Here is an 18,856-nt window from a genome sequence, read left to right on the forward strand (position 1 = left end):
CTTATCCGTTGATGTTTGCGAATTTGGCCCGGAACATCGCGAAGCCGGTTTTCAGGCGGCCGCGAATCCGGGAGATGTCGAACAACCAGCACAGGGCCGCGTAAGTGATCAGTCCGGCGCTGGCCAGTACGGCGCAGGCGGTCAGATCAGCGACATGCAGGTTTCTGTCGAGTGCAGCGACGGCTAGCGCCATCACCAGTCCGGCGATCATGATCAGCGCCAGCCGGCCGAGCGGCAGCGGGACCTTGAACGCAAAGCGGCTGAGGATCAGCGCGCAGGAAAATCCGACCACGTCGGCGCCGAGCCGCGCCCAGGCCGCGCCGACCGTGCCGTAATGGCTGACCAGGACGTAGGACAGGATCACATTGGCCGCGATGATCGAGGCCGTGTTGATCAGATAAAACGAGTTGCGCCCGGAGAGCAGGAAGCTGGCGTGCAGGTATTGCTGGGTCAGGATCTGGAACACCACAGCCACCGCGATGATTGGCATGGTCTGCGCCGCCAGTTCGCGGAAGTCCGGCCCGAGAATGATATTGGCGACATGGGCGGAAATGACCGCAAAGCCCAGGCAGGCTGGCAGCGTGATGCTGAGCAGCAACTCGACACAGTCGGACAGATGCGATCGCACCGCCGCGTCGCCCTTGCTGGCATGAATCTGCACCGCCATCGGAAAGAATGCCGCGGCGGCGCTCATGGCCGGCATCATCAGGGTCTGCCGGACCAGATCGAGCGCGGCGACATATTTGCCGGCGTCCGCCGCGCCAACCAGATTGGCGATCATGAAGCGATCGGTGACGCTGGAAATCGCGAGCAGGGTAAGTGAAAGGGTGAGGGGCAGGCCGGTCTTCGCCAGCGCCACAAGGCCGGTGCCGTCGAATTTGACCTTGGTGCCGCGCCAGGCGGTGCGCGACTGCACCAGCACCGCAAGCAGGTAGGCGAGCGCGGACGACAGCAGCAGCAGGAAGCCGCTCGGGCTGACAAATGCCACGATAGCACCGAGGCCGAGCACAGCGACGGCGCGGACCAGCGTGGCCTTCATGACCGAAAGTGCCATCAGGCGGGCGCGAACCAGATCCTGGGTCAGTTCGAACAGCCCGATCGCGACGGAAAGCACCACCGCCGCCAGCGCCGCATTCGTATCCAGTCCAACCAGCCGTCCCAGGACATAGGCGATCGGCGCGGTGAGGCAGCAGATCAGGTAACCCGAGATCACGCGGCCGCGCACGTCGGCGCCGTCGTCACGGGCGTGTCCGCTCAGAATGAGATTACGGAACCAGCCGACGAGGAAAACGCTGATGACGGACGCAAAACCGATGCCGAGCAGATAGACGCCATAATCATGCGGCGAGAACAGCCGCGTGAAAATGAACACGCTCAATAGGCCCAGCAATGCCGAGAGGATATTGGCGGTCAGATTGATGCTGGCTTGCCCGATCAGCATGGCGCTGCGAGCCCCGCGGGATTGCCCGTGACTCCGCGCCCGAGCATGGCGTCGCACGACGCTATTCGGTTGACGTCGGAAATCTCGCTGGTGATGACGTTCAAGGCGGGCGCTTTCTGGACTCGGAATCCCTTTGCCAGACCATTGAGCAAGATCGGTGCCGGATGGTTCCGCCGGCGGTCGCGGCGATCCGGTGTGGTTAATTCTGCGTTTGGTTCACCGTCGAAAGCGGGTTAACCGCGCGCGGTAACCACGATGCCAGCGCAATTCGCGCGCGAAGCGGCGCTTTTGCGGAGTTGCCCGGATATTGCAGAGCGCGATCTCGCTTCGCCGATGTTCATCGCCATGAGTGCTCCCCATGACAGATTGCCCGCCATTCCAATCCAATTCTGCTGCGCCCGGTGAGGTCGCGGTGGCTTCAACCCGTTTCGGCACACCTTTGCTGTCCAGAGTGTCCGCTTTTGAAACGGTGAAGACCGGTCACGGTTACGGCAGTGTCGCGAGGGCTTAGCAGTGAAGTACCGCGCGGATATCGACGGGCTGCGGGCCCTCGCTGTGGTTCCCGTGGTTCTTTACCATGTCGGCGTACCCGGCTTCGCGGGCGGCTTCGTCGGCGTCGACATCTTCTTTGTCATCTCGGGTTATCTGATCTGCGGCATGATCGATGCGGATATCCGCAACGGATCGTTCTCGCTCGGAAATTTCTACAAGCGCCGGATCCTGCGAATCCTCCCCGCGCTGTTTGTGATGTTCCTGGTGACGAGCGTCTTCGCCTATATCTATTTCCTGCCGGCCGAATTGATTGGCTATGCAAAGAGCCTTGCCAGCGCCATCGGCTCGGTTTCCAACGCCTATTTTGCCCAGACCGCCGGATATTTCGATGCGCCGGCCGAAACAAAGCCTCTGCTGCACACATGGTCGCTTAGCGTGGAGGAGCAGTTCTACTTCATCGCGCCGTTGTTGATGCTTTTTGTCTATCGCTGGGTGCCGAAGCACGCCAAATTCTTGTTCGCGGTTGTCGCTGCGCTCTCGTTTGCGGCCGCCATCGCCATGAGCACGAGAAATCTCACCTTCACATTCTATCTCACGCCTTTCCGCGCCTGGGAGTTGGCACTGGGTGCGATGCTGGCGGTCAGATTCATTCCGGTGCCGGTAACCACATTCTGGAAGAACATTTGCGGCGGAGCCGGGATGCTGCTGCTGATCGGCGTGATCCTGCTTGGATCGGCGTCAGTGCCGCTTCTCTTGATGACGTCACTCGCCTGCCTCGGCGCAGCGCTGGTAATAGCTTCCAGCGAGAGCGGGGTATCGATGGCCGGACGATTGCTGTCGCTGCCGCCATTCGTCGCCATCGGGCTGATATCCTATTCGCTCTACTTGTGGCATTGGCCGCTGATCGTGTTCCAGCGCACCGACATGGTGTTCGGCGCGGAATCGGCGGCATCGACCACGCTGACGTTGATCACGCTGTCGGTGGGGCTCGCCTATCTGTCGTGGAAGTTGGTCGAGCTGCCGTTCCGTTCGATGGCGCGGGAGACATCGAAGGGTGCCGTCTTCGGCGCCGCGTCAGCGGCGATCGGCTCGACATTCGCGCTGTGCGCGCTGGTGTTCGTCGCGAGCGGCGCGCCATACCGCTTTCCGCAACGCGTCGTCGATATCGGTGCCTATCTTGCCTACGATTCGTCCGCCGCGTTCCGGACCGGGCGCTGCTTCATCTCGGCCAACCGCCAGCGGTTCGACGCGGAAACCTGCCTGAAACTGGATCCGATGCGGCCGAACTATCTGCTCATTGGCGACAGCCATGCCGCGCACCTCTGGTCCGGGCTGTCGGTCGCCATGCCGCAGGTGAACATCATGCAGGCAACTGTCAGCCAATGCCGTCCGGCTGTTCCAGCGGGGGCCCTGGTCGAAATGAAAGCCTGTCGCGATTTGATGGAATTCGCGTTCAACGATTTCCTCGTCAACAACCGTGTCGACAAAGTCCTTCTCTCCGCGTCATGGAAGGATGAGGATCTGCCTCACCTGTCGGCCACGCTGGATACCCTGAAATCCAGAGGGATCGATGTCATCGTGCTTGGACCGATCGTCGAATATGACGCCCCGCTGCCGCGGCTCCTGATCGACGGGATTCTCCGCGACCATCCTTCCCTTGCCAGCACAAAACGCACACCCGGAATTCGGGAGCGCGATCTTGCCATGAGCGCCTTGGTAAAGGCGCGCGGCGCGACTTATTCATCCGTCTACGATGCGGTCTGCCGGGATGGTCGTTGCGACGAGTTCGTCGAAGCCGATATTCCGATGCAGTTCGACGCCGGTCATCTCACCGACAAAGGCGCAGCCGAGGTCGGCCGCCGGCTGTCTGCTGTCTTCGGCAACAAATTGACAAGGACGTCTCATGTTTCGAACTGACCGCCCCGCGCCTCGCCGCCGGGTGGGCCTCAGGCGCCTGGTATTTTTCCTGGTGGCCTTTGTCTTGAGCCTGCTGTTGCTGGCCCGCGTCGACAGCAACGCCGCCCCGCGCGTCAATTCCAGCCAGGTCAATTCAAGTCCTGCGAAATTCGCCGGCGCCTTCGTTGATTGGGGTCCCGTTGGACGCGAGCATACCCTGCAGTCCTGGGAAAAATGGCTGAAACAGCCGCCATCGTCGGTGGTGGGCGTCGATTTCTACGGCCAGGCGAACTGGGAAGATTTCCACAAGCTGACCTGGGTTCCCGGCATCTGGAAGAAGCTCAACCCGTCGCGGAATGTCGTCTGGTCGGTGCCGCTGACCGTTCCGGGAACGCCGCTCGCCGACGTCGCTAATGGTCTGCACGACGGTGAGTTCGAGGCGGCGGCGCGTGCGATCGCCGATGCGCAGCCAAGGGCGATCATCCGTCTCGGCTGGGAGATGAACCTGTCGCAGATGGCGTGGTTCGCCAAGGATCACGAGGCCGATTATATCGCCGCGTTCCGGCGCGTGGTCGGGATCTTCCGGCGCCATTCCGACGCATTCAAGTATGATTGGTGTCCGGGATGGGGAACGCAGGACACGCCGGCCGACCTAGCCTATCCCGGTGACGATGTCGTCGACTACATCGGTCTGGATATCTACGATTTCAAGCATGAGGGCTCGCCGGAAGAGCGTTGGAACGCCTTCTATCTCAAGGCGCCGTTCGGCCTGGAATGGCACCGCGACTTTGCCGCTAGGCATGGCAAGCAGATGAGCTATCCCGAATGGGGCGTCGGTAATTTCGGCGACAATCCGTACTTCATTCAGCAGATGCATGACTGGTTCGTGAAGAACAGGAACAATATCGCTTACGCCGCCTATTTCGACGTCGACGGATTGTGGCCCACGCGGATCTCCAACGGGCAGTTTCCCAAATCCCAGAAGCTGTTCGGCAAGCTGTTCAGCCGCTGAGTCCGGCGCGTGAACCTGATTTAATTCAAACTTAACCCCGTCCATTAACCGTCGGGAACAATTCGCCACCACCAGGCATCCTGTCGGACCGGATATTGCAGCAATGCTCTTGTATCGTCTGGACCCATAGCAAACGTCATGCGCCAGAGTTTGAACGGATTGCCCGCCGATGGAAACCGCTTACACCATGCCGAACGCCGCCCGCGCCCTGGCGGCGATATCGCCGGCCCTCGATCCCTCATCGATCGGGATCGTCGTCTGCATTCCCTGCTTTCGCCGGCCGCAGCATCTGCGGCAGACGCTGGAATCGCTGGCCCGCCAGCGCACCGGTCACCGCTTTGCGGTTGTCATGGTCGAGAACGATGCGCTGCGGAACGAGAGCGTTCCGGTTGCGACCGAGTTCCTGGCATCGAACAAGTTTCCTGGTCTTTGCGTGGTCGAGCCGCGCCAGGGCAATTGCCATGCGATCAACGCGGCATTCGAGACGGCGCTGGCAACCTTCCCGGCAGCGTCGTGTTTCCTGATGATCGACGATGACGAAATTGCCTCGCCGGACTGGCTGGAGCGCATGATCTTGACGGCCGAGGCTACCGGGGCCGACATCGTCGGCGGGCCGGTGATGCCTGACTTCGATGACGCGCGAAAGCGCGGGCTGCGTCGTCACCCGGCCTTCGCCCCGGCCTACGACACGTCAGGACCGGTTCCGGTGATCTATGGTTGCGGCAACTGCCTGATCCGGCGCTCGGTGTTCGAGCGCGTCGACGCCCCGGCGTTCGATCTGCGTTTCAATTTTCTCGGCGGCGGCGACACCGATTTCTTCTACCGCTGCCTGCGCCTGGGCATGCGCTTTCACTGGGTGGCGGAAGCCACGATCAGCGAGACGGTGCCGCCGAGCCGGACCAAGCTGAGCTGGCTGATCAGCCGCGGCCTGCGGATCGGCGCGATCAATTATCACGTCCAGCGCAAGGCGACGCCGACACTCTGGCCGCGCGCCAGGCTGACGCTGAAATTGCTGGCGGCGTTTCCGCTGTCGTTTCTCCACGCCGCGCGAGCGGCCCTGACGGAGCGCGACCGCATCATTGCGATGCATCCGATGACGGTAGCGATCGGTAGCGTGCTGGCCGCAATCGGCATCGAACCTCAACCCTACAAGGCCTCGAAGATCACGTGAGCCAACTCGTCATCACGTCTCAGCTTCGTATCGTCGCAGGAGGGGTTTGGCGGCAGCAAGTGCTGGATGTCGTTCGCTGCGCCGCGTTCGTCGGAACGCTGGTGCTGGCATGGATTTCCTTGCGGCCGTTCGCCGATCTCGGCGACATACAAATCGGTGAAGTCAGTACCGGCAATGAGGCGCCGACCTATCTGGTGTTCGGCGGCCTTGCGGTGCTGATGATTACCCTCGCGGCGCGCAACAACATGCGCGGGCTCGCCACTTTGCTGACGCCGTCGTTCCTGCTGTTTGCCGGATGGATCTGTGTGACGGTGGTTTTGTCGGTCGATCCTGCCACGTCGATGCGGCGGTTCGTTTTGACGGCGTGCGTTATCGCCGTGACGTCGACCATGCTGCTGTTGCCGAAATCGCAAAGCGAACTGATGCGTTTGCTCAGCATCGCGGCGCTGATCCTGCTCGCGGTCTGTTACCTCGGAATCCTGCTGGCGCCGCAATTTGCGATCCATCAGGCAACTGACCCGCAGGAGCCGCTTCTTGCCGGCGACTGGCGTGGCGCCTTCGGTCACAAGAACGTGGCCGCGGGCGTGATGGCGATGCTGCTGTTCCTGGGGATCTACATCGCGCGTTCCGGCGCCCTTCTGTCCGGCGCGGTTATTATCGGCCTTAGTTCCTTGTTTCTATTTCATGCCGCCGGCAAGAGTTCGCTGACGCTGTGCTTCGCGGTGCTGCTTTTGACCTCGCTTACATCTGTGTTTCGCTCGTTCTGGGTGCGGGCGATCCTGCTCCTGACGCCGCTGCTGTTGCTGAACATGCTCAGCGTCGGCACCGTCATGAGTGACGGCCTGGCCGCGGTCGCCAAGCTGCTGCCGCTGGATTCGACCTTCACCGGCCGTACCGACATCTGGAATTTTGCGCTGGACGCGCTGCGGCAGCGGCTGGCAACCGGCTATGGCTTCGTGGCGTTTTGGGGCAGCAAGGCGTTCGAGGATTTGCCGGCGGGCAAGGAATGGGCCGCGTTCGCGGCGCACAGCCATAATGGTTATCTCGATACCGCGCTCGGCATGGGCCTGCCCGGCCTTACTCTGCTCATCGTGGTGCTGGTGATCTCGCCGCTCCGGAATTTCCAGCAGGCCGATCAGGGCGGCAATAACGGTCCGCTGGCGATGGCGCTGTTGCGCATCTGGCTGTTCGGACTTTATCTGTCGGCGATGGAGAGCTTCTTCCTCGACCGCGCCGATCCCCTGTGGTTCACCTTCCTGGTGGCGGTGTTCGGCTTGCACTTTCTGGCGCGTTTTCGCGTCAGGGAGTGAGGCTCAAAGCTGCGCGCGAACCGCGTTCGCGACGTCCTGCCACCACCCATCGAAATCGAACGCGGCCTGCACCGGCGGCCGATTCAGCGCGGCAACGATGCCATCGGCGTAGGCGTCCGCGCTCGATCCACGCGGCACGAGCACAATGGCGCCGCGATCGATCAATTCCTTGAAGCGCAGATGATGGTCGAATTCGTCAGGCAGCGCAGGGCCGGTCACGATCAGCGGCCGGCCGGCCTGCACGCAGGCAAGAACGCTGGAGCGGCGCGCGGTGAGCCCTTCATCGAGCGGATAACAGAACCCGTCGACCGCGCCGAACAGCCCGAACACTTCGTGATCGGAGGCGACGAAGCCGGATACGATCACATCATCGGCGATTCCGAGCTCGGTGGCGCGGGCATGGAATTCCTCCTCGACATTGTCGGTGCCGCGGATAAAGGAGCCGACATAGACGATCAGTGGCCGCAGCCCACGCTGCTTCAGGATCGCGCCGATCTCCAGCAGCGCATTGGGTTGCTTGGCCGGATAGATCGAACCGAAATGACCGATCACCAGCCGGCCGTCCTGCCTTGCCGCAACGAGACGCCGGCGCAACTCCGAATCCGCCATCCCTGCAGGCGCCTCTATGTTCGGCGGCAGCGGGGCCAGCACGCATTTTTTCGCGGTCCAGCCCACCAGGGAATCCTCGGCGAGTTCCCGCCGCACCAGCGGCGAGAACATGACGATGGTATTGGCGAGCAGGAGAGCCGGGATATAGGTGATCCGGCGCAGCCAATGCAGCCCGGCCCATTCGTGCTGAATCAGGACAGTTTTGCGCCGCCGCAGCCGCGCCATCGCCATCGCCAGCAGCGGTGTGAACATCACGCGCTTCCAGGCCACGATCGGAAAATTGCAGACCACGCTTTGGGCTGAGCCGACGGCGTGCCAGATATCGGTGAATGACCCTTCCGATCGCGTCAGGGTTAACGTCGTGCAGCTGCCGGGTTCGGCCTTTTCGATCCACTCGCCCAGCAATCGCGTGAATTGCCCGACGCCGCACTGCATTTGCGGTCCCGCGCCGAGAAACAGCGCCCGATATTGCGGTTCTGAAGCCATCGTGGGGGTCGCCGGCGCTCTCTCGGTTATGCCAGCGTTAGCCATACATCCCAGACCTTATCGTCCGGTAAGTGGGTGCGACACCCCTGCGGCATCCTTCTTGCCAGTTAGAGCGTGAAGGTTGTCCGGCCGTCTCATAACGGGACATCGGATGACCGACGGCGTGGCAGCCATCTGAGATTTCGGGACAGCGTGCAGGACGCAGCCGAAATCGGTCGTCATCCGGGCAAAAAATAATTTGGTCAAAAGGAGTTGGACGATGGCGGCAGATCGCATTTTCAGTAATTGGGACGAGACCCATTCGGTGCTGTGGGGACACGCGCCAATCCGGCTTGCGCACAACATGCACAAGTCGCCGTTGTTCTCGATGGATCATCTTGCCGCACTGATCGAGAATTATCCGCGCGAGCACTACAGCCTGATGCAGACCGGCGTGAAGGGCGACAAGCGCATCTGGCGGCACGGCGATATCGGCAATTTCAGCGGCCATCAGGTCATCGACGCGATTTCCAGGGGCGACCTCTGGCTCAACCTGCGCATGGTTTCGGATATCGACCAGCGCTACAGCGACCTGCTGGCCCAGATGTTCGCCGAAATTGGCGAGAAGGTCCCGCACTTCGCGCTGCCGCACCAATACAACGCCGGCATTCTGCTCTCGGCGCCAAAGGCGCAGGTTCACTACCACGCCGATCTTCCCGGCCAGAGCCTGATTCAAATCGCCGGCCGCAAGCGCGTCCATATCTATCCGTCGAACCCTCCCTTCGTGACGCCGAAGAACCTCGAGGACATCCAGCTGTTCGAGCTCGAACTCGATATGCCCTATCACGAATGGTACGATCGCTATGCGACCGTGCTCGATCTCGAGCCCGGGCAGATGCTGAACTGGCCGCTGAACGCGCCGCATCGCGTCGACAATCTCGGCACCGTCAACATCTCCATGACGGTGGGCTACGAGAACGAAGAGATCAGGCGGACCCGGATCGTCAATCTGGCCAACGGCCTGCTGCGCAATCGCTTCGGATACACGCCCAAAAGCCGTTCGCTCAAGGGGCCGGCGTTCTGGGGCAAGGCGGTGATGCAGAAGGCATTGCGCAACACGTCCTGGGTCAAGCGCGAGCGCAAGGCGCGCAACGAGATCGAATTCCGGCTCGACCACGACCACCCGGAGCAGGTGGTCGATCTTCCCAAGGCGGCATGAAGGCGGCTTGATCGTGACCACACTGACGAACGACGCGGCACGGCACGTGGGGCGCAACCGCACGTCGCAGGTTGCGGCGTTCTCCGTGGAGTTCGACGATTGGGATGCCGTCGCAGTCAACTGGGACGGTGCGTATCGTCGCGGACAGGCGACCATCTTCCAGCACGAAAAATGGCTCGCGGCATGGTATGGCGCGTTCGCCGGACAGCCCGGTATCGAGCCACTCATTGCAACCGTCAGGGACCGTGCGACCGGCGAAGTCGCACTGCTCCTGCCGCTGATCAGGCGCAAGCTGAAGCGCATCTGCGTCGTGGAGTTCGCCGACCTTGAACTGACCGATTACAATGCGCCGCTGCTCGGTCCGGCCGCGCCGCGCGAACCCAAGGCGGCGGCCATCCTGTGGCGCGAGCTGCGGCTGGCGCTGCGCCGGCTGCCTGGCGGCGCTGATCTCATTCGCTTCAAGAAAATGCCGCTCGATCTGCAGGGCGGGTCCAATCCGCTGGCGATGCTGGATGGCGCCGGGCCTTGCTCGCTGAACGGTAATCTCGTCACCACAGGCGAGGATTTCGATCAGTACAAGCGTTCGCTCAAGCGCGACGTCCGCAGGGTTCTCGAACGGAGCTGGCGCGCGTTTACGGCGTATCCCGCCGCTGCATTCAGGATTGCAGGAGAGAACGACGAAGCCTTGCGCGTTCTTGCCGCTCTGGATGCGCAACAGAGCGCCCGCATGCAACATCTCGGGGTGAACTTCATTCTCGGCGACGGGGCCTGCGCCGATTTTTATCGAAACCTCGCGCGTGATGGCCTCAGTGAAGGCTATGCCGTGTTGTCGGCGCTGATTGTCGGCGAGGAAGTCGTGGCGACCTTGCTCGGCGTTCGCAGCGGTTCGCGCTATGTCATGCTGCGGGTCAGCAATGCCGGCGACAAATGGTCGGCTTGTTCGCCGGGCCGGCTGGTCATCGAACGTACCATGGCCGCTTTGCACACAAACGGCGTGCGCGAGTTCGACTTCAGCGTGGGCGATTATGACTATAAGCGGCGTTTTGGCGTGACACCGCTGCCGCTGGTCGACATCAGCGCCGCCTTGAGCCTGCGCGGATTGCCCTACGCATTGCGCGACCGCGCCGTGCGCGAGCTGCGCAACTATCCGAAGCTCTCCGCCTATTTGAAGCGGGCGCCCGGTAAACCCTTGCCGCGCGAAGAGAACTGACGCTGTGGCAGAGACGACACGGTCGTGCAAATCTGTCACACTCGGCAGGATTGTGCGGTTGTTCTACCTGTGTTCCCAAGAGTTCATGATCGCCTTTACGGCAGCGGCGTATGCTGATGCTCGGGTCAAGGGCTAAAGCTGAATGCTTCCGTGGGGAGTGCCGACATGCCAGCCTATATCCACCATCACGACGACATCGAGCCGGCTTTCGTCATTTGTCCGAGCTGCATCGGGATTCCGATGTTTGTAAGGGACGTCGAGCCGCATTGGAGCATGGCGAAGATCGACTTCACCTTTGAATGCGCCGACTGCGGCGCAGAAGTTCGCCAGACCGTAGTCAAGCCAGAATTGCAGCATTAGCGCCGCTTCATTTCCGATTGGACTTGAAACTATATCGCGATCCCGTTTCGCCGTGATGGCGGCGCTTCCCGGCCTTTTGCCCATCGTGCGGAGCTTCCTGCAGGCGACAGCCTCGAATAGGATCGAGCATCGCAATGCCGGAAGTTGATCATGCAAGAGCGGTCGGAAAATCTGCATTCATTCTATGCCAGCCTTGTCTGCGCCGCAGCCAAGGTCCGGGATTCCCGGATTGAACAGGCTTTTCGCGCGGTCAAGCGCGAACCGTTTGTGGGGCCGGGGCCCTGGCTGATCACGCTCGGCGCGCATGATTACGTGACGACCCCGAATGATGATCCGGCGTTTATCTATCAAAATGCGCTGGTCGCGCTGGATAGCGCGCAACGTCTCAATATCGGAATGCCCAGCGCGCATGCCTATTGGCTCGATGCCTGCGAATTGATGGAAGGCGAGATTGTCCTGCAGGTCGGCGTGGGTACGGGGTACTACACAGCTATCCTCGCCCAACTCGTCGGATCGAGTGGTCAGGTTCACGCCTATGAGATCGACGAAAGCCTGGCGGATCGTGCGCGCGACAATCTGAAAGGCCTGCCGCAGGTAAAGGTTCAGCCCAAGTCGGGCATCTCGCCGGATTTGCCAGAAGCGGATTTGATCTACGTTTGTGCCGGTGCAGCCCAACCAGCCAAAGTGTGGCTCGATGCATTGCGTCCCGGTGGCCGGCTGTTGTTTCCGCTTGCGCCGGAAGGCGTGCTGGGAGGGATGCTGTTGGTCAGACGTCCCAATCATAGCGCGGTTTGGCCAGCGAGGTTCTTTGGCCGGGCCCAGTTCATCGGCTGTGTCGGCCTTCAGGACGAGGATGCCGGCCGCCGTTTGACGGAGACGTTTCTGCGCGACTGGGAACTCGTGCGGTCTCTCCGGCTCGATAACGCCGTCGATGATACCTGCTGGTTTGCGGGCGATGGCTGGTGGCTTTCAACGGCAGAAGCCGACGCAGCGAGCGAGAATTGACCTAGACCTGCCGCACCACGCCGGGTTGGCCCAAGTCGCATTCCAACGCCTCGCGATCCCATTTCGCCGAAATCGCCGCGGCTTCATAGGTGCTTTGCAGGAAATCCAGCAACGCCTGGTCGGGATCATCAGCCGTGCGCACGGCATCATAGGGCAGGATGAATTCGCCGAGCGCTTCGCTGAAGAACGCCGCGTCCGGCCGCACCTTCGTAGCGCGAAAGCCCGCAGGCTCCGGATAGGCATAGCAATAGAAGGCGGGATAATCGATCGCGCCGCTTCCCGGCCAGAAGCCGGCGCTGCTGACCTCGTGCGAATAGGCCTCGCAGGCGACGTCGTCGGACAGATGCGGTACGCCGCCGGGATGACGTGGCGCACGACGACCGGAGAAGCGGGTCACCGCCAGATCAAAGCTGCCCCAGAAGAAATGCACCGGGCTCGCCTTGCCGAGGAAGCCGGTGCGGAATTGTTTGAAGACGCGATCGCAGTTCACGAGGATCTGCAGAAAGCTCTTGATCGCTTCGGGATCGTAGGAAGCGTGGACGTTATCTTCCGAAAACCGGACCGGGTCCGGCAGTTCGTTCGGCATCTCGTCGATGGTGACGGAAATGTCCAGCTCGGTCAGCGTCATCATGGTGCCGGCGTAGAAGCTGGCAACCGATTTTCCCGGCAGCGCAAACTCCCGCTTCGCGCCATCGCTGGTCGAGATGCGCAGGACGTGATCGATGAAATCAAGATCGATCTGGAACGTTCGCGTGCCGTCCGGGACTGGCGACGTCGTCAGCCCGCGCGGAGTAACATAGAGCGCCACATGCCAGGAATGGTTCAGCCAAGGGGCCTTGCTCAACCTGATCTTGCCGACGATCTGGGTCCAGAGATGGAGCGTCGCATAGGTGTCACGCCACGCCGCGGTCGGCAATTCCGGCCACGGGGGTTGCGAAAGATTGCTCATGCCTAAACCCCGTATCGGTGAAAAGCGAATGGTGGATTCCGTATCACGAATCCGTCAGACCGATTTCACGATCTGGTGCATTCCGGACAGCGCCGCTGGCCGCGCGAGGCGCGGAAAAGGCTGCGGCACCACCAGCGCCGGGCAATCGCCTGCAGCGGACGGCGCACCAGTTGAGCCATAAAGAGTAGTTCGACCATTGCTAAATCCATCGTCCCTGATGGATAGCTAGGGCGGCAATCTCAAATGAGAATGCCGCCCATTTCGCATCAGCCATGCAATTTTTTCGCGGTCTCCGCGATCACGCGTCCTTGATAGCGCGCGCCGGCAAGCTCGTTATCGCTCGGCTGGCGGCTACCGTCGCCGCCGGTGATCGTGGTGGCGCCATAGGGCGCGCCGCCGGTGACTTCATCGAGCTTCATCTGGCCGGCAAAGCCGTAATTGAGGCCGACGATGGTCATGCCGAAGTGCAGCAGGTTGGTGATGATCGAGAACAGCGTGGTTTCCTGGCCGCCATGCTGGGTCGCGGTCGCGGTGAAGGCGCCGCCGACCTTACCGTGCAGGGCGCCCTTGGCCCAAAGGCCGCCGGCCTGATCGAGAAAATTCGCCATCTGCGAGGCCATCCGGCCGAAGCGGGTGCCGGTGCCGACGATGATGGCATCGTAATTGGCAAGTTCTTCGACTTTCGCGACGGGAGCCGCCTGATCGATCTTGTAATGCGAGGCCTTGGCGACCTCGGCGGGCACCAGTTCGGGCACGCGCTTGATATCGACAGTAGCGCCGGCTTCGCGCGCGCCTTCCGCAATGGCGTTCGCCATCGCCTCGATGTGACCGTAAGCGGAGTAATAGAGGACGAGTACTTTGGCCATGATGGTTCTCCTTTGAGTTGGTTTGACGTGAGCTGTTCGAGAGAAAAAATCGGTCGTCATGCCCGGCCTTGTGCCGGGCATCCACGTCTTTCTTGACGGTTAAGGCGTGGATGGCCGGGACGAGCCCGGCCATGACGGTGGAGGGTGGGTGACGATCAGGCCGCGTCGACGAGCACCAGTTCGCTATCTTCCAGTGCCGTAATGGTCAGCCTGGCCTCATCGCGGATCGCGGCACCATCGCGGGCGTTGACGCGCACGCCGTTGACTTCGACGCTACCCGCCGCCGGCACCAGATACAGATGGCGCGTCTTGCCGGCTTCGTATTCCGCGCTCTCGCCGGCCTTCAGCGTGGTGGCGAGCACGCGGGCATCGGCGCGGATCGGCAGCGCATCCTTGTCGCCGGCAATGCCGCTGGCGATGGTGACGAGCTTGCCGGAACGGTCCGACTTCGGAAAAGGCTTTGCCCCCCAGGTGGGTTGGCCACCCTTGGTGGTCGGTTCGATCCAGATCTGGAAGATCCGGGTGTTGGTCGGCTCCAGATTGTACTCGGCATGACGGATGCCGGATCCGGCGCTCATCACTTGCACGTCGCCGGCTTCAGTGCGGCCCTTGTTGCCAAGCGAGTCCTGATGGGTGATCGCGCCTTCGCGCACATAGGTGATGATTTCCATGTTGGCATGGGGATGGGCGGGAAAGCCGGTGTTCGGGGCGATCTCGTCGTCGTTCCACACCCGCAGCGAACCGTGACCCATATTGTCGGGGTCATAATGGCTGCCGAAGGAGAAGTGATGCTTTGCCTTCAGCCAGCCGTGATCGGCGCCGCCGAGTTTTGCAAAGGGTCTGAGTTCGATCATTGGAATATTCCTTTGAAACGTTTGCGAGGGGCCAGGCGCAACGCGCCCGGCTTCTGTTGGTTGGATTGGATCAGGCGCCGAAGCCGCCATCGACGTTGAGCACGGTGCCGGTCACGAACGACGCGTCCGGGCTGGTCAGGAACACGACGCCGGCCGCGATCTCTTCGGCGGTGCCGTAGCGCTGCAGTGCGTGCTGCGTACGCTGGGCTTCGGCGAAGTCGCCGCCGTCCTTCGGGTTCATGTCGGTATCGATCGAGCCCGGCTGCAGCACGTTCACGGTGATGCCGCGGGGGCCGAGGTCGCGCGATGCGCCCTTGCTGTAGCCGACGATCGCAGCCTTGGTGGCGGCGTAATCGGCAAGGCCCGGGAACGAGGCGCGGGTCGCAATGCCCGAACCGATGGTGACGATGCGTCCGCCTTCGCCCATCAGCTTCGAGGCAGCGCGGATCGCGGTGACAACGCCATGCACATTGATCGCGTCCTGGCGCGCCAGTGCCGCGGTGTCGGCGTTGGCATCATCGACTGCGCCGCTGACGGCGACGCCGGCATTGTTGACGAGAATGTCGAGCCGGCCAAAGTGCCTGGCGACGTCATTCACCAATTGCTCGACTTCAACAGTTGATGCCTGGTCGGCCTTGAAGGCGCGGGCTTCGACACCCTTGGCCTTCAACTCCTTGACGACAGCTTCGGCCTTGTCAGGGGAGGCGACATAGCTGATGGCGACGTTGGCGCCCTGATCCGCGAGGGCGCGGGCGCTGGCTGCGCCGATGCCGCGCGAGCCGCCGGTGACGAGGGCTACCTTGCCCGAAAGTTTCTTGGCCATTGGATTTCTCCGTTGCTTGAATTCCGATGGCCATTGGATATGCCTCCCGACGTGGTATATAAATAGAAACTATCGAAACACATTGTTTCTATTTATGATCTAATGGAAAGGCCGCCTGTGCCGGACATGCATATTTTCGACCGCCCAAACATCGGGAATCGGCCTCCTGGACCGAACCGCCGGGCGGCTTGCCCAGACTGATGCCAAGTCACTCGGGCGCGAGGCACCGGGGAAGGGCATTGCGCCGTCATTCGGGCCGCATGGAGGAGTTACGCATGAACGCCGTTCGCCGCGGAGTATTGGGATTGATGGGAGCGCTGCTAGTGGCGGGTCCATCGGACGCTGGCGGCCGCAAGCCGGCCTCGTCCGGTCAGGATGCCGCTGTGAAAGGGCGGCGATCGACGGTGAAACCACGCCACGTTGTTTGCTTCCTTGGCGGCGCGAACGGCCTGGCGAAGCTGTCGGACGCGGCTTCGATGGCCATCCGCGATTTCGCCACCGGCTTCAGCATCGATCAGACCTATTCTCAGGACAAAGCGGATCCGCGCATGACCCGTTCGTTTGGGGTTTCCTGGGATCGCGTGCATCCCAACGCCCGCTCCAGCGCCGATGAGGACGCCGTCGAAAATCACCAATCGGTGCTGTACGTGCTGGGCCCGCCCATGACGTCGGAAACCGCCATGGTAGTTTCCACCGGTGCCCTGATGCTCGTCCACCAGGTCATCAAGGCGGGGGCTACCGCCGTCAAGGGCGAGAGCGCCGGTGTCGCGCACGGCCTCGCGAGGTGGAACGAACTCATCCTTCAGGCCAGTGCCGCGCTGAAATCCGATGATGACTTCGCGTTGCGCCGCGTTTGCCGCCTGGCATTTGCCAAACGGCCGCTGGCATCGGACGATTATCTGGAAAGCGTCGGCTTTCACCTGGCAGGATTGCCCGAAGTGTTTGTGCCGAAGTCCCATGGCAGTGAGCGCGAAGCCGTCGCGACCATGGATGCGGTCGCTGACGAGATCGCGCGGCAAGGACTGGAGGCAACGCTCAAGTCGCGCCGCGCCAAACTGTCCTTCGAGTCCGATTGCGCGGAAGGCGATTTCAAATTCAATCCCTATGGTATCGTCAAGCTCGCATCCTGATTTCGGGCGAGGCCCGATCACTCTCATCCGACAGGCCGGCCGAATGGCGAAACTTCCGGATTTCGAAGCGCTCGCGATTTTCGCGAAGGTCGTGGAATTGCGGTCGTTTGCGGCGGCGGCAACAGAACTCGCGCTATCCAAGGCGACGGTATCGAAGGCGGTGAGCCGGCTCGAACAACGCCTCGGCGCGCGGCTGTTCAACCGTACCTCGCGGCGGCTCGCTTTGACCGACGCCGGCCAAAAGCTGGCCGAGCGCGCGACGCAGCTGTTGGTCGACGGCGAAGCGGCCGAGAACGAGGCGCTGTCGCAATCGACGGCGCCGCGCGGGCTGGTGCGGCTCGCGGTGCCGATGACGTTCGGGGTCAAGGCGGTGGCACCGCTGTTGCCGGAATTCCTGAGCCAGTATCCGGAAGTCTCGATCGACCTGCATCTCAGCGACGCGACGGTGGACCTGATCGGCGAGGGTTTTGACGCCGGCTTGCGCATCGCGCGGCTGCCGGATTCCTCCCTGATCGCACGGCGGCTCTGCGCGATGCCGCGCTACACGGTGGCGGCACCGTCCTATCTCAAGCGCCACGGCCGGCCGACGCATCCGATGCATCTCTCCCAGCACAAATGCTTCGGCTACGCCTATCTCTCGACGCCCGGTGTCTGGCACTACACCAACGCCGCAGGCGAGCAGGCCAGCGTGCGCCCGGCCGGGCAGCTCCGCGTCAACAATGGCGAGGCGGTGTTGCCGTCGGTGATTGCCGGCCTCGGCATCGCCGATCTGCCCGACTTCATCGTCGGCGATGCGATCGCCTCCGGCGAAGTCGAGGTGATCCTCAAAGGCTGGAAGCAGCCGGAAGGCGCGGTGCATCTGGTAACCCCGCCCGGCGGCCCGCGCCCCGCCCGCGTCGAGGTGCTGGCAGAGTTTCTGATGAAGCATTTTGCCAAGGGGAAGAAGAAAGCGTCCTGAGGCGGCGCGACGAACGGCGCCTTTGCCCATGGCATCGAGTTTCGGCTAGGCTGCCTCCCAACAACCAAAACAAGAACTCCGGGGGAAATGCCTATGAACCGACGCGAACTCCTGAAAGCCGCCGCCGTGCTGCCGCTGGCGCAAGCCGCGCTCTCGCATCCGGCCTTCGCGCAAGCCGCGTATCCCTCGCGCAATATCACCATGATCGTGCCGTTTCCGCCCGGCGGCCAGGCTGATCTGGCGGCGCGGCCGGTGGCGCAGGCGCTGGAAAAAATCCTCGGCAAGCCTGTGCTGGTCGACAACCGCGCCGGTGGCGGCGGCGGATCGGTCGGCAATGCGGCGGCGGCGCGCGCCGAACCCGACGGCTACACATTGTTGATGACGCTGTCGTCGCTGGCGGTGCTGCCGGAGGCCGACCGGCTGTTCGACCGGCCGGTGGCCTACGAAGTATCGCAATTCGCGCCGGTCGCGCGCGTGCTGGCCGACCCCACGCTGCTGGCGGTGCCGGCCTCGGCACCGTGGAAGACGCTGCAGGATTTCGTCGATGATGCCAAAAAGCGTCCCGGCCAGATTCCTTACGGCTCGTCGGGGCCCTATGGCACGCTGCATGTGGCGATGGAAATGTTCGCGGCGAGCGCCGGCATCAAATTGCTGCACGTGCCGTTTCGCGGCGCCGCACCTGCGTTGACCGCGCTGCTCAGCGGCACGGTGCAGGCGGTGGCCTCGGCGCCGGGCACGCTGAAGCAGCAGGTCGATGACGGCAAGATGCGCGTGCTCGCGAACTGGGGCGCGGCGCGTATCGCAAGCTTTCCCGATCTGCCGACCTTCCAGGAGCTCGGCTACAAGGACGTCGAGTTCTACATCTGGGCGGGATTGTTTGCGCAGAGCGCGCTGCCGGCGCCGATCATGACGCAGTTGCGCGGCGCGATGGCACAGGCGGTGAAGGCGCCCGAAGTGATCAGGACCTTCGAGACCGCCGGCAGTCCGGTCGCTTACATGGACGCGCCGGAATTTGCAAAATTCGTCGCCGACGACAGCGCGCGGCTGGTCGCCGCGGTGAAGAAGATCGGCAAGGTGGAGTAGCGG

17 protein-coding genes are annotated in these 18,856 nt (G+C 62.4%); 10 read left to right on the forward strand and 7 right to left on the reverse strand.

The annotated features are described in order from the left end of the window. Window position 1: 1 nt before the first annotated feature. Complete coding sequence (locus JQ575_RS30455; protein ID WP_212036886.1) at window positions 2-1,441, reverse strand: lipopolysaccharide biosynthesis protein; 1,440 nt, start codon at window positions 1,439-1,441, stop codon at window positions 2-4. 513 nt (window positions 1,442-1,954) lie between these two features. On the opposite strand from JQ575_RS30455, the gene JQ575_RS46210 reads away from it, so the two are divergent. The 4 genes from JQ575_RS46210 to JQ575_RS46215 all read left to right on the forward strand — a co-directional run bounded on the left by JQ575_RS46210 (window position 1,955) and on the right by JQ575_RS46215 (window position 7,322). After that, window positions 1,955-3,850 carry an acyltransferase family protein gene (locus JQ575_RS46210; protein WP_212036887.1) on the forward strand — a complete coding sequence of 632 codons (1,896 nt, stop codon included), beginning with the start codon at window positions 1,955-1,957 and terminating at the stop codon, window positions 3,848-3,850. Further along, window positions 3,837-4,841 (forward strand): glycoside hydrolase family 26 protein, encoded by a 1,005-nt coding sequence (locus JQ575_RS30465; protein WP_212036888.1) that lies wholly within the window; start codon window positions 3,837-3,839, stop codon window positions 4,839-4,841. Before JQ575_RS46210 ends, JQ575_RS30465 begins: the two co-directional genes overlap by 14 nt. Before the next feature lie 169 nt (window positions 4,842-5,010). Then, window positions 5,011-6,012: a glycosyltransferase family 2 protein gene (locus JQ575_RS30470; RefSeq protein WP_212036889.1), complete on the forward strand. Its 1,002-nt coding sequence runs from the start codon at window positions 5,011-5,013 to the stop codon at window positions 6,010-6,012. After that, window positions 6,009-7,322, forward strand: a complete 1,314-nt coding sequence (locus JQ575_RS46215; RefSeq protein WP_212036890.1) for an O-antigen ligase — start codon at window positions 6,009-6,011, stop codon at window positions 7,320-7,322. Before JQ575_RS30470 ends, JQ575_RS46215 begins: the two co-directional genes overlap by 4 nt. A 3-nt stretch (window positions 7,323-7,325) precedes the next feature. On the opposite strand, the gene JQ575_RS30480 is transcribed toward JQ575_RS46215, so the two are convergent. After that, complete coding sequence (locus tag JQ575_RS30480; RefSeq protein ID WP_212036891.1) at window positions 7,326-8,417, reverse strand: glycosyltransferase; 1,092 nt, start codon at window positions 8,415-8,417, stop codon at window positions 7,326-7,328. Between the two features lie 259 nt (window positions 8,418-8,676). Between JQ575_RS30480 and JQ575_RS30485 the strand changes: the two genes are divergently transcribed. Further along, complete coding sequence (locus JQ575_RS30485) at window positions 8,677-9,615, forward strand: hypothetical protein (protein WP_212036892.1); 939 nt, start codon at window positions 8,677-8,679, stop codon at window positions 9,613-9,615. 13 nt (window positions 9,616-9,628) lie between these two features. Beyond that, on the forward strand, window positions 9,629-10,825 hold the full coding sequence (locus tag JQ575_RS30490) for a GNAT family N-acetyltransferase (RefSeq protein WP_212036893.1): 1,197 nt from the start codon (window positions 9,629-9,631) through the stop codon (window positions 10,823-10,825). A gap of 132 nt (window positions 10,826-10,957) precedes the next feature. Here the strand turns inward: JQ575_RS30490 and JQ575_RS30495 are convergent, their stop codons facing one another. Further along, window positions 10,958-11,269 carry a hypothetical protein gene (locus tag JQ575_RS30495; protein ID WP_212036894.1) on the reverse strand — a complete coding sequence of 104 codons (312 nt, stop codon included), beginning with the start codon at window positions 11,267-11,269 and terminating at the stop codon, window positions 10,958-10,960. 66 nt (window positions 11,270-11,335) lie between these two features. On the opposite strand from JQ575_RS30495, the gene JQ575_RS30500 reads away from it, so the two are divergent. Next, complete coding sequence (locus JQ575_RS30500; RefSeq protein WP_212036895.1) at window positions 11,336-12,190, forward strand: protein-L-isoaspartate O-methyltransferase; 855 nt, start codon at window positions 11,336-11,338, stop codon at window positions 12,188-12,190. A gap of 1 nt (window position 12,191) precedes the next feature. On the opposite strand, the gene JQ575_RS30505 is transcribed toward JQ575_RS30500, so the two are convergent. The 4 genes from JQ575_RS30505 to JQ575_RS30520 all read right to left on the reverse strand — a co-directional run bounded on the left by JQ575_RS30505 (window position 12,192) and on the right by JQ575_RS30520 (window position 15,682). Next, window positions 12,192-13,139, reverse strand: coding sequence for a DUF5996 family protein (locus tag JQ575_RS30505; RefSeq protein ID WP_212036896.1), 948 nt, complete (start codon window positions 13,137-13,139; stop codon window positions 12,192-12,194). Between the two features lie 266 nt (window positions 13,140-13,405). Continuing rightward, window positions 13,406-14,005, reverse strand: coding sequence for an NAD(P)H:quinone oxidoreductase (wrbA, locus tag JQ575_RS30510; RefSeq protein ID WP_212036897.1), 600 nt, complete (start codon window positions 14,003-14,005; stop codon window positions 13,406-13,408). A 155-nt stretch (window positions 14,006-14,160) separates the two neighbouring features. Next, complete coding sequence (locus JQ575_RS30515; protein ID WP_212036898.1) at window positions 14,161-14,859, reverse strand: pirin family protein; 699 nt, start codon at window positions 14,857-14,859, stop codon at window positions 14,161-14,163. Between the two features lie 70 nt (window positions 14,860-14,929). Continuing rightward, a complete protein-coding gene (locus tag JQ575_RS30520; RefSeq protein WP_212036899.1) occupies window positions 14,930-15,682 on the reverse strand; it encodes an SDR family NAD(P)-dependent oxidoreductase in 753 nt (250 codons plus the stop codon). A gap of 275 nt (window positions 15,683-15,957) precedes the next feature. Between JQ575_RS30520 and JQ575_RS30525 the strand changes: the two genes are divergently transcribed. The 3 genes from JQ575_RS30525 to JQ575_RS30535 all read left to right on the forward strand — a co-directional run bounded on the left by JQ575_RS30525 (window position 15,958) and on the right by JQ575_RS30535 (window position 18,853). Further along, window positions 15,958-16,812: a hypothetical protein gene (locus JQ575_RS30525; RefSeq protein WP_212036900.1), complete on the forward strand. Its 855-nt coding sequence runs from the start codon at window positions 15,958-15,960 to the stop codon at window positions 16,810-16,812. 43 nt (window positions 16,813-16,855) lie between these two features. Continuing rightward, window positions 16,856-17,770, forward strand: coding sequence for a LysR family transcriptional regulator (locus JQ575_RS30530; protein WP_212036901.1), 915 nt, complete (start codon window positions 16,856-16,858; stop codon window positions 17,768-17,770). Between the two features lie 93 nt (window positions 17,771-17,863). Next, on the forward strand, window positions 17,864-18,853 hold the full coding sequence (locus JQ575_RS30535) for a tripartite tricarboxylate transporter substrate binding protein (protein ID WP_212036902.1): 990 nt from the start codon (window positions 17,864-17,866) through the stop codon (window positions 18,851-18,853). Window positions 18,854-18,856 lie beyond the last annotated feature (3 nt).

The organism is Bradyrhizobium sp. JYMT SZCCT0428 (assembly GCF_018131075.1).
Classification (GTDB): Bacteria; Pseudomonadota; Alphaproteobacteria; order Rhizobiales; family Xanthobacteraceae; genus Bradyrhizobium.

What these genes read in the sequence shown, in the direction of transcription:
- JQ575_RS30455 (WP_212036886.1), bottom strand. Translation starts at nt 1,441, where the DNA reads ATGCTGATCGGGCAAGCCAGCATCAATCTGACCGCCAATATCCTCTCG.
- JQ575_RS30465 (WP_212036888.1), top strand. Translation starts at nt 3,837, where the DNA reads ATGTTTCGAACTGACCGCCCCGCGCCTCGCCGCCGGGTGGGCCTCAGG.
- JQ575_RS30470 (WP_212036889.1), top strand. Translation starts at nt 5,011, where the DNA reads ATGGAAACCGCTTACACCATGCCGAACGCCGCCCGCGCCCTGGCGGCG.
- JQ575_RS30480 (WP_212036891.1), bottom strand. Translation starts at nt 8,417, where the DNA reads ATGGCTTCAGAACCGCAATATCGGGCGCTGTTTCTCGGCGCGGGACCG.
- JQ575_RS30485 (WP_212036892.1), top strand. Translation starts at nt 8,677, where the DNA reads ATGGCGGCAGATCGCATTTTCAGTAATTGGGACGAGACCCATTCGGTG.
- JQ575_RS30495 (WP_212036894.1), bottom strand. Translation starts at nt 11,269, where the DNA reads ATGGGCAAAAGGCCGGGAAGCGCCGCCATCACGGCGAAACGGGATCGC.
- JQ575_RS30500 (WP_212036895.1), top strand. Translation starts at nt 11,336, where the DNA reads ATGCAAGAGCGGTCGGAAAATCTGCATTCATTCTATGCCAGCCTTGTC.
- JQ575_RS30505 (WP_212036896.1), bottom strand. Translation starts at nt 13,139, where the DNA reads ATGAGCAATCTTTCGCAACCCCCGTGGCCGGAATTGCCGACCGCGGCG.
- wrbA (WP_212036897.1), bottom strand. Translation starts at nt 14,005, where the DNA reads ATGGCCAAAGTACTCGTCCTCTATTACTCCGCTTACGGTCACATCGAG.
- JQ575_RS30515 (WP_212036898.1), bottom strand. Translation starts at nt 14,859, where the DNA reads ATGATCGAACTCAGACCCTTTGCAAAACTCGGCGGCGCCGATCACGGC.
- JQ575_RS30520 (WP_212036899.1), bottom strand. Translation starts at nt 15,682, where the DNA reads ATGGCCAAGAAACTTTCGGGCAAGGTAGCCCTCGTCACCGGCGGCTCG.
- JQ575_RS30525 (WP_212036900.1), top strand. Translation starts at nt 15,958, where the DNA reads ATGAACGCCGTTCGCCGCGGAGTATTGGGATTGATGGGAGCGCTGCTA.
- JQ575_RS30530 (WP_212036901.1), top strand. Translation starts at nt 16,856, where the DNA reads ATGGCGAAACTTCCGGATTTCGAAGCGCTCGCGATTTTCGCGAAGGTC.
- JQ575_RS30535 (WP_212036902.1), top strand. Translation starts at nt 17,864, where the DNA reads ATGAACCGACGCGAACTCCTGAAAGCCGCCGCCGTGCTGCCGCTGGCG.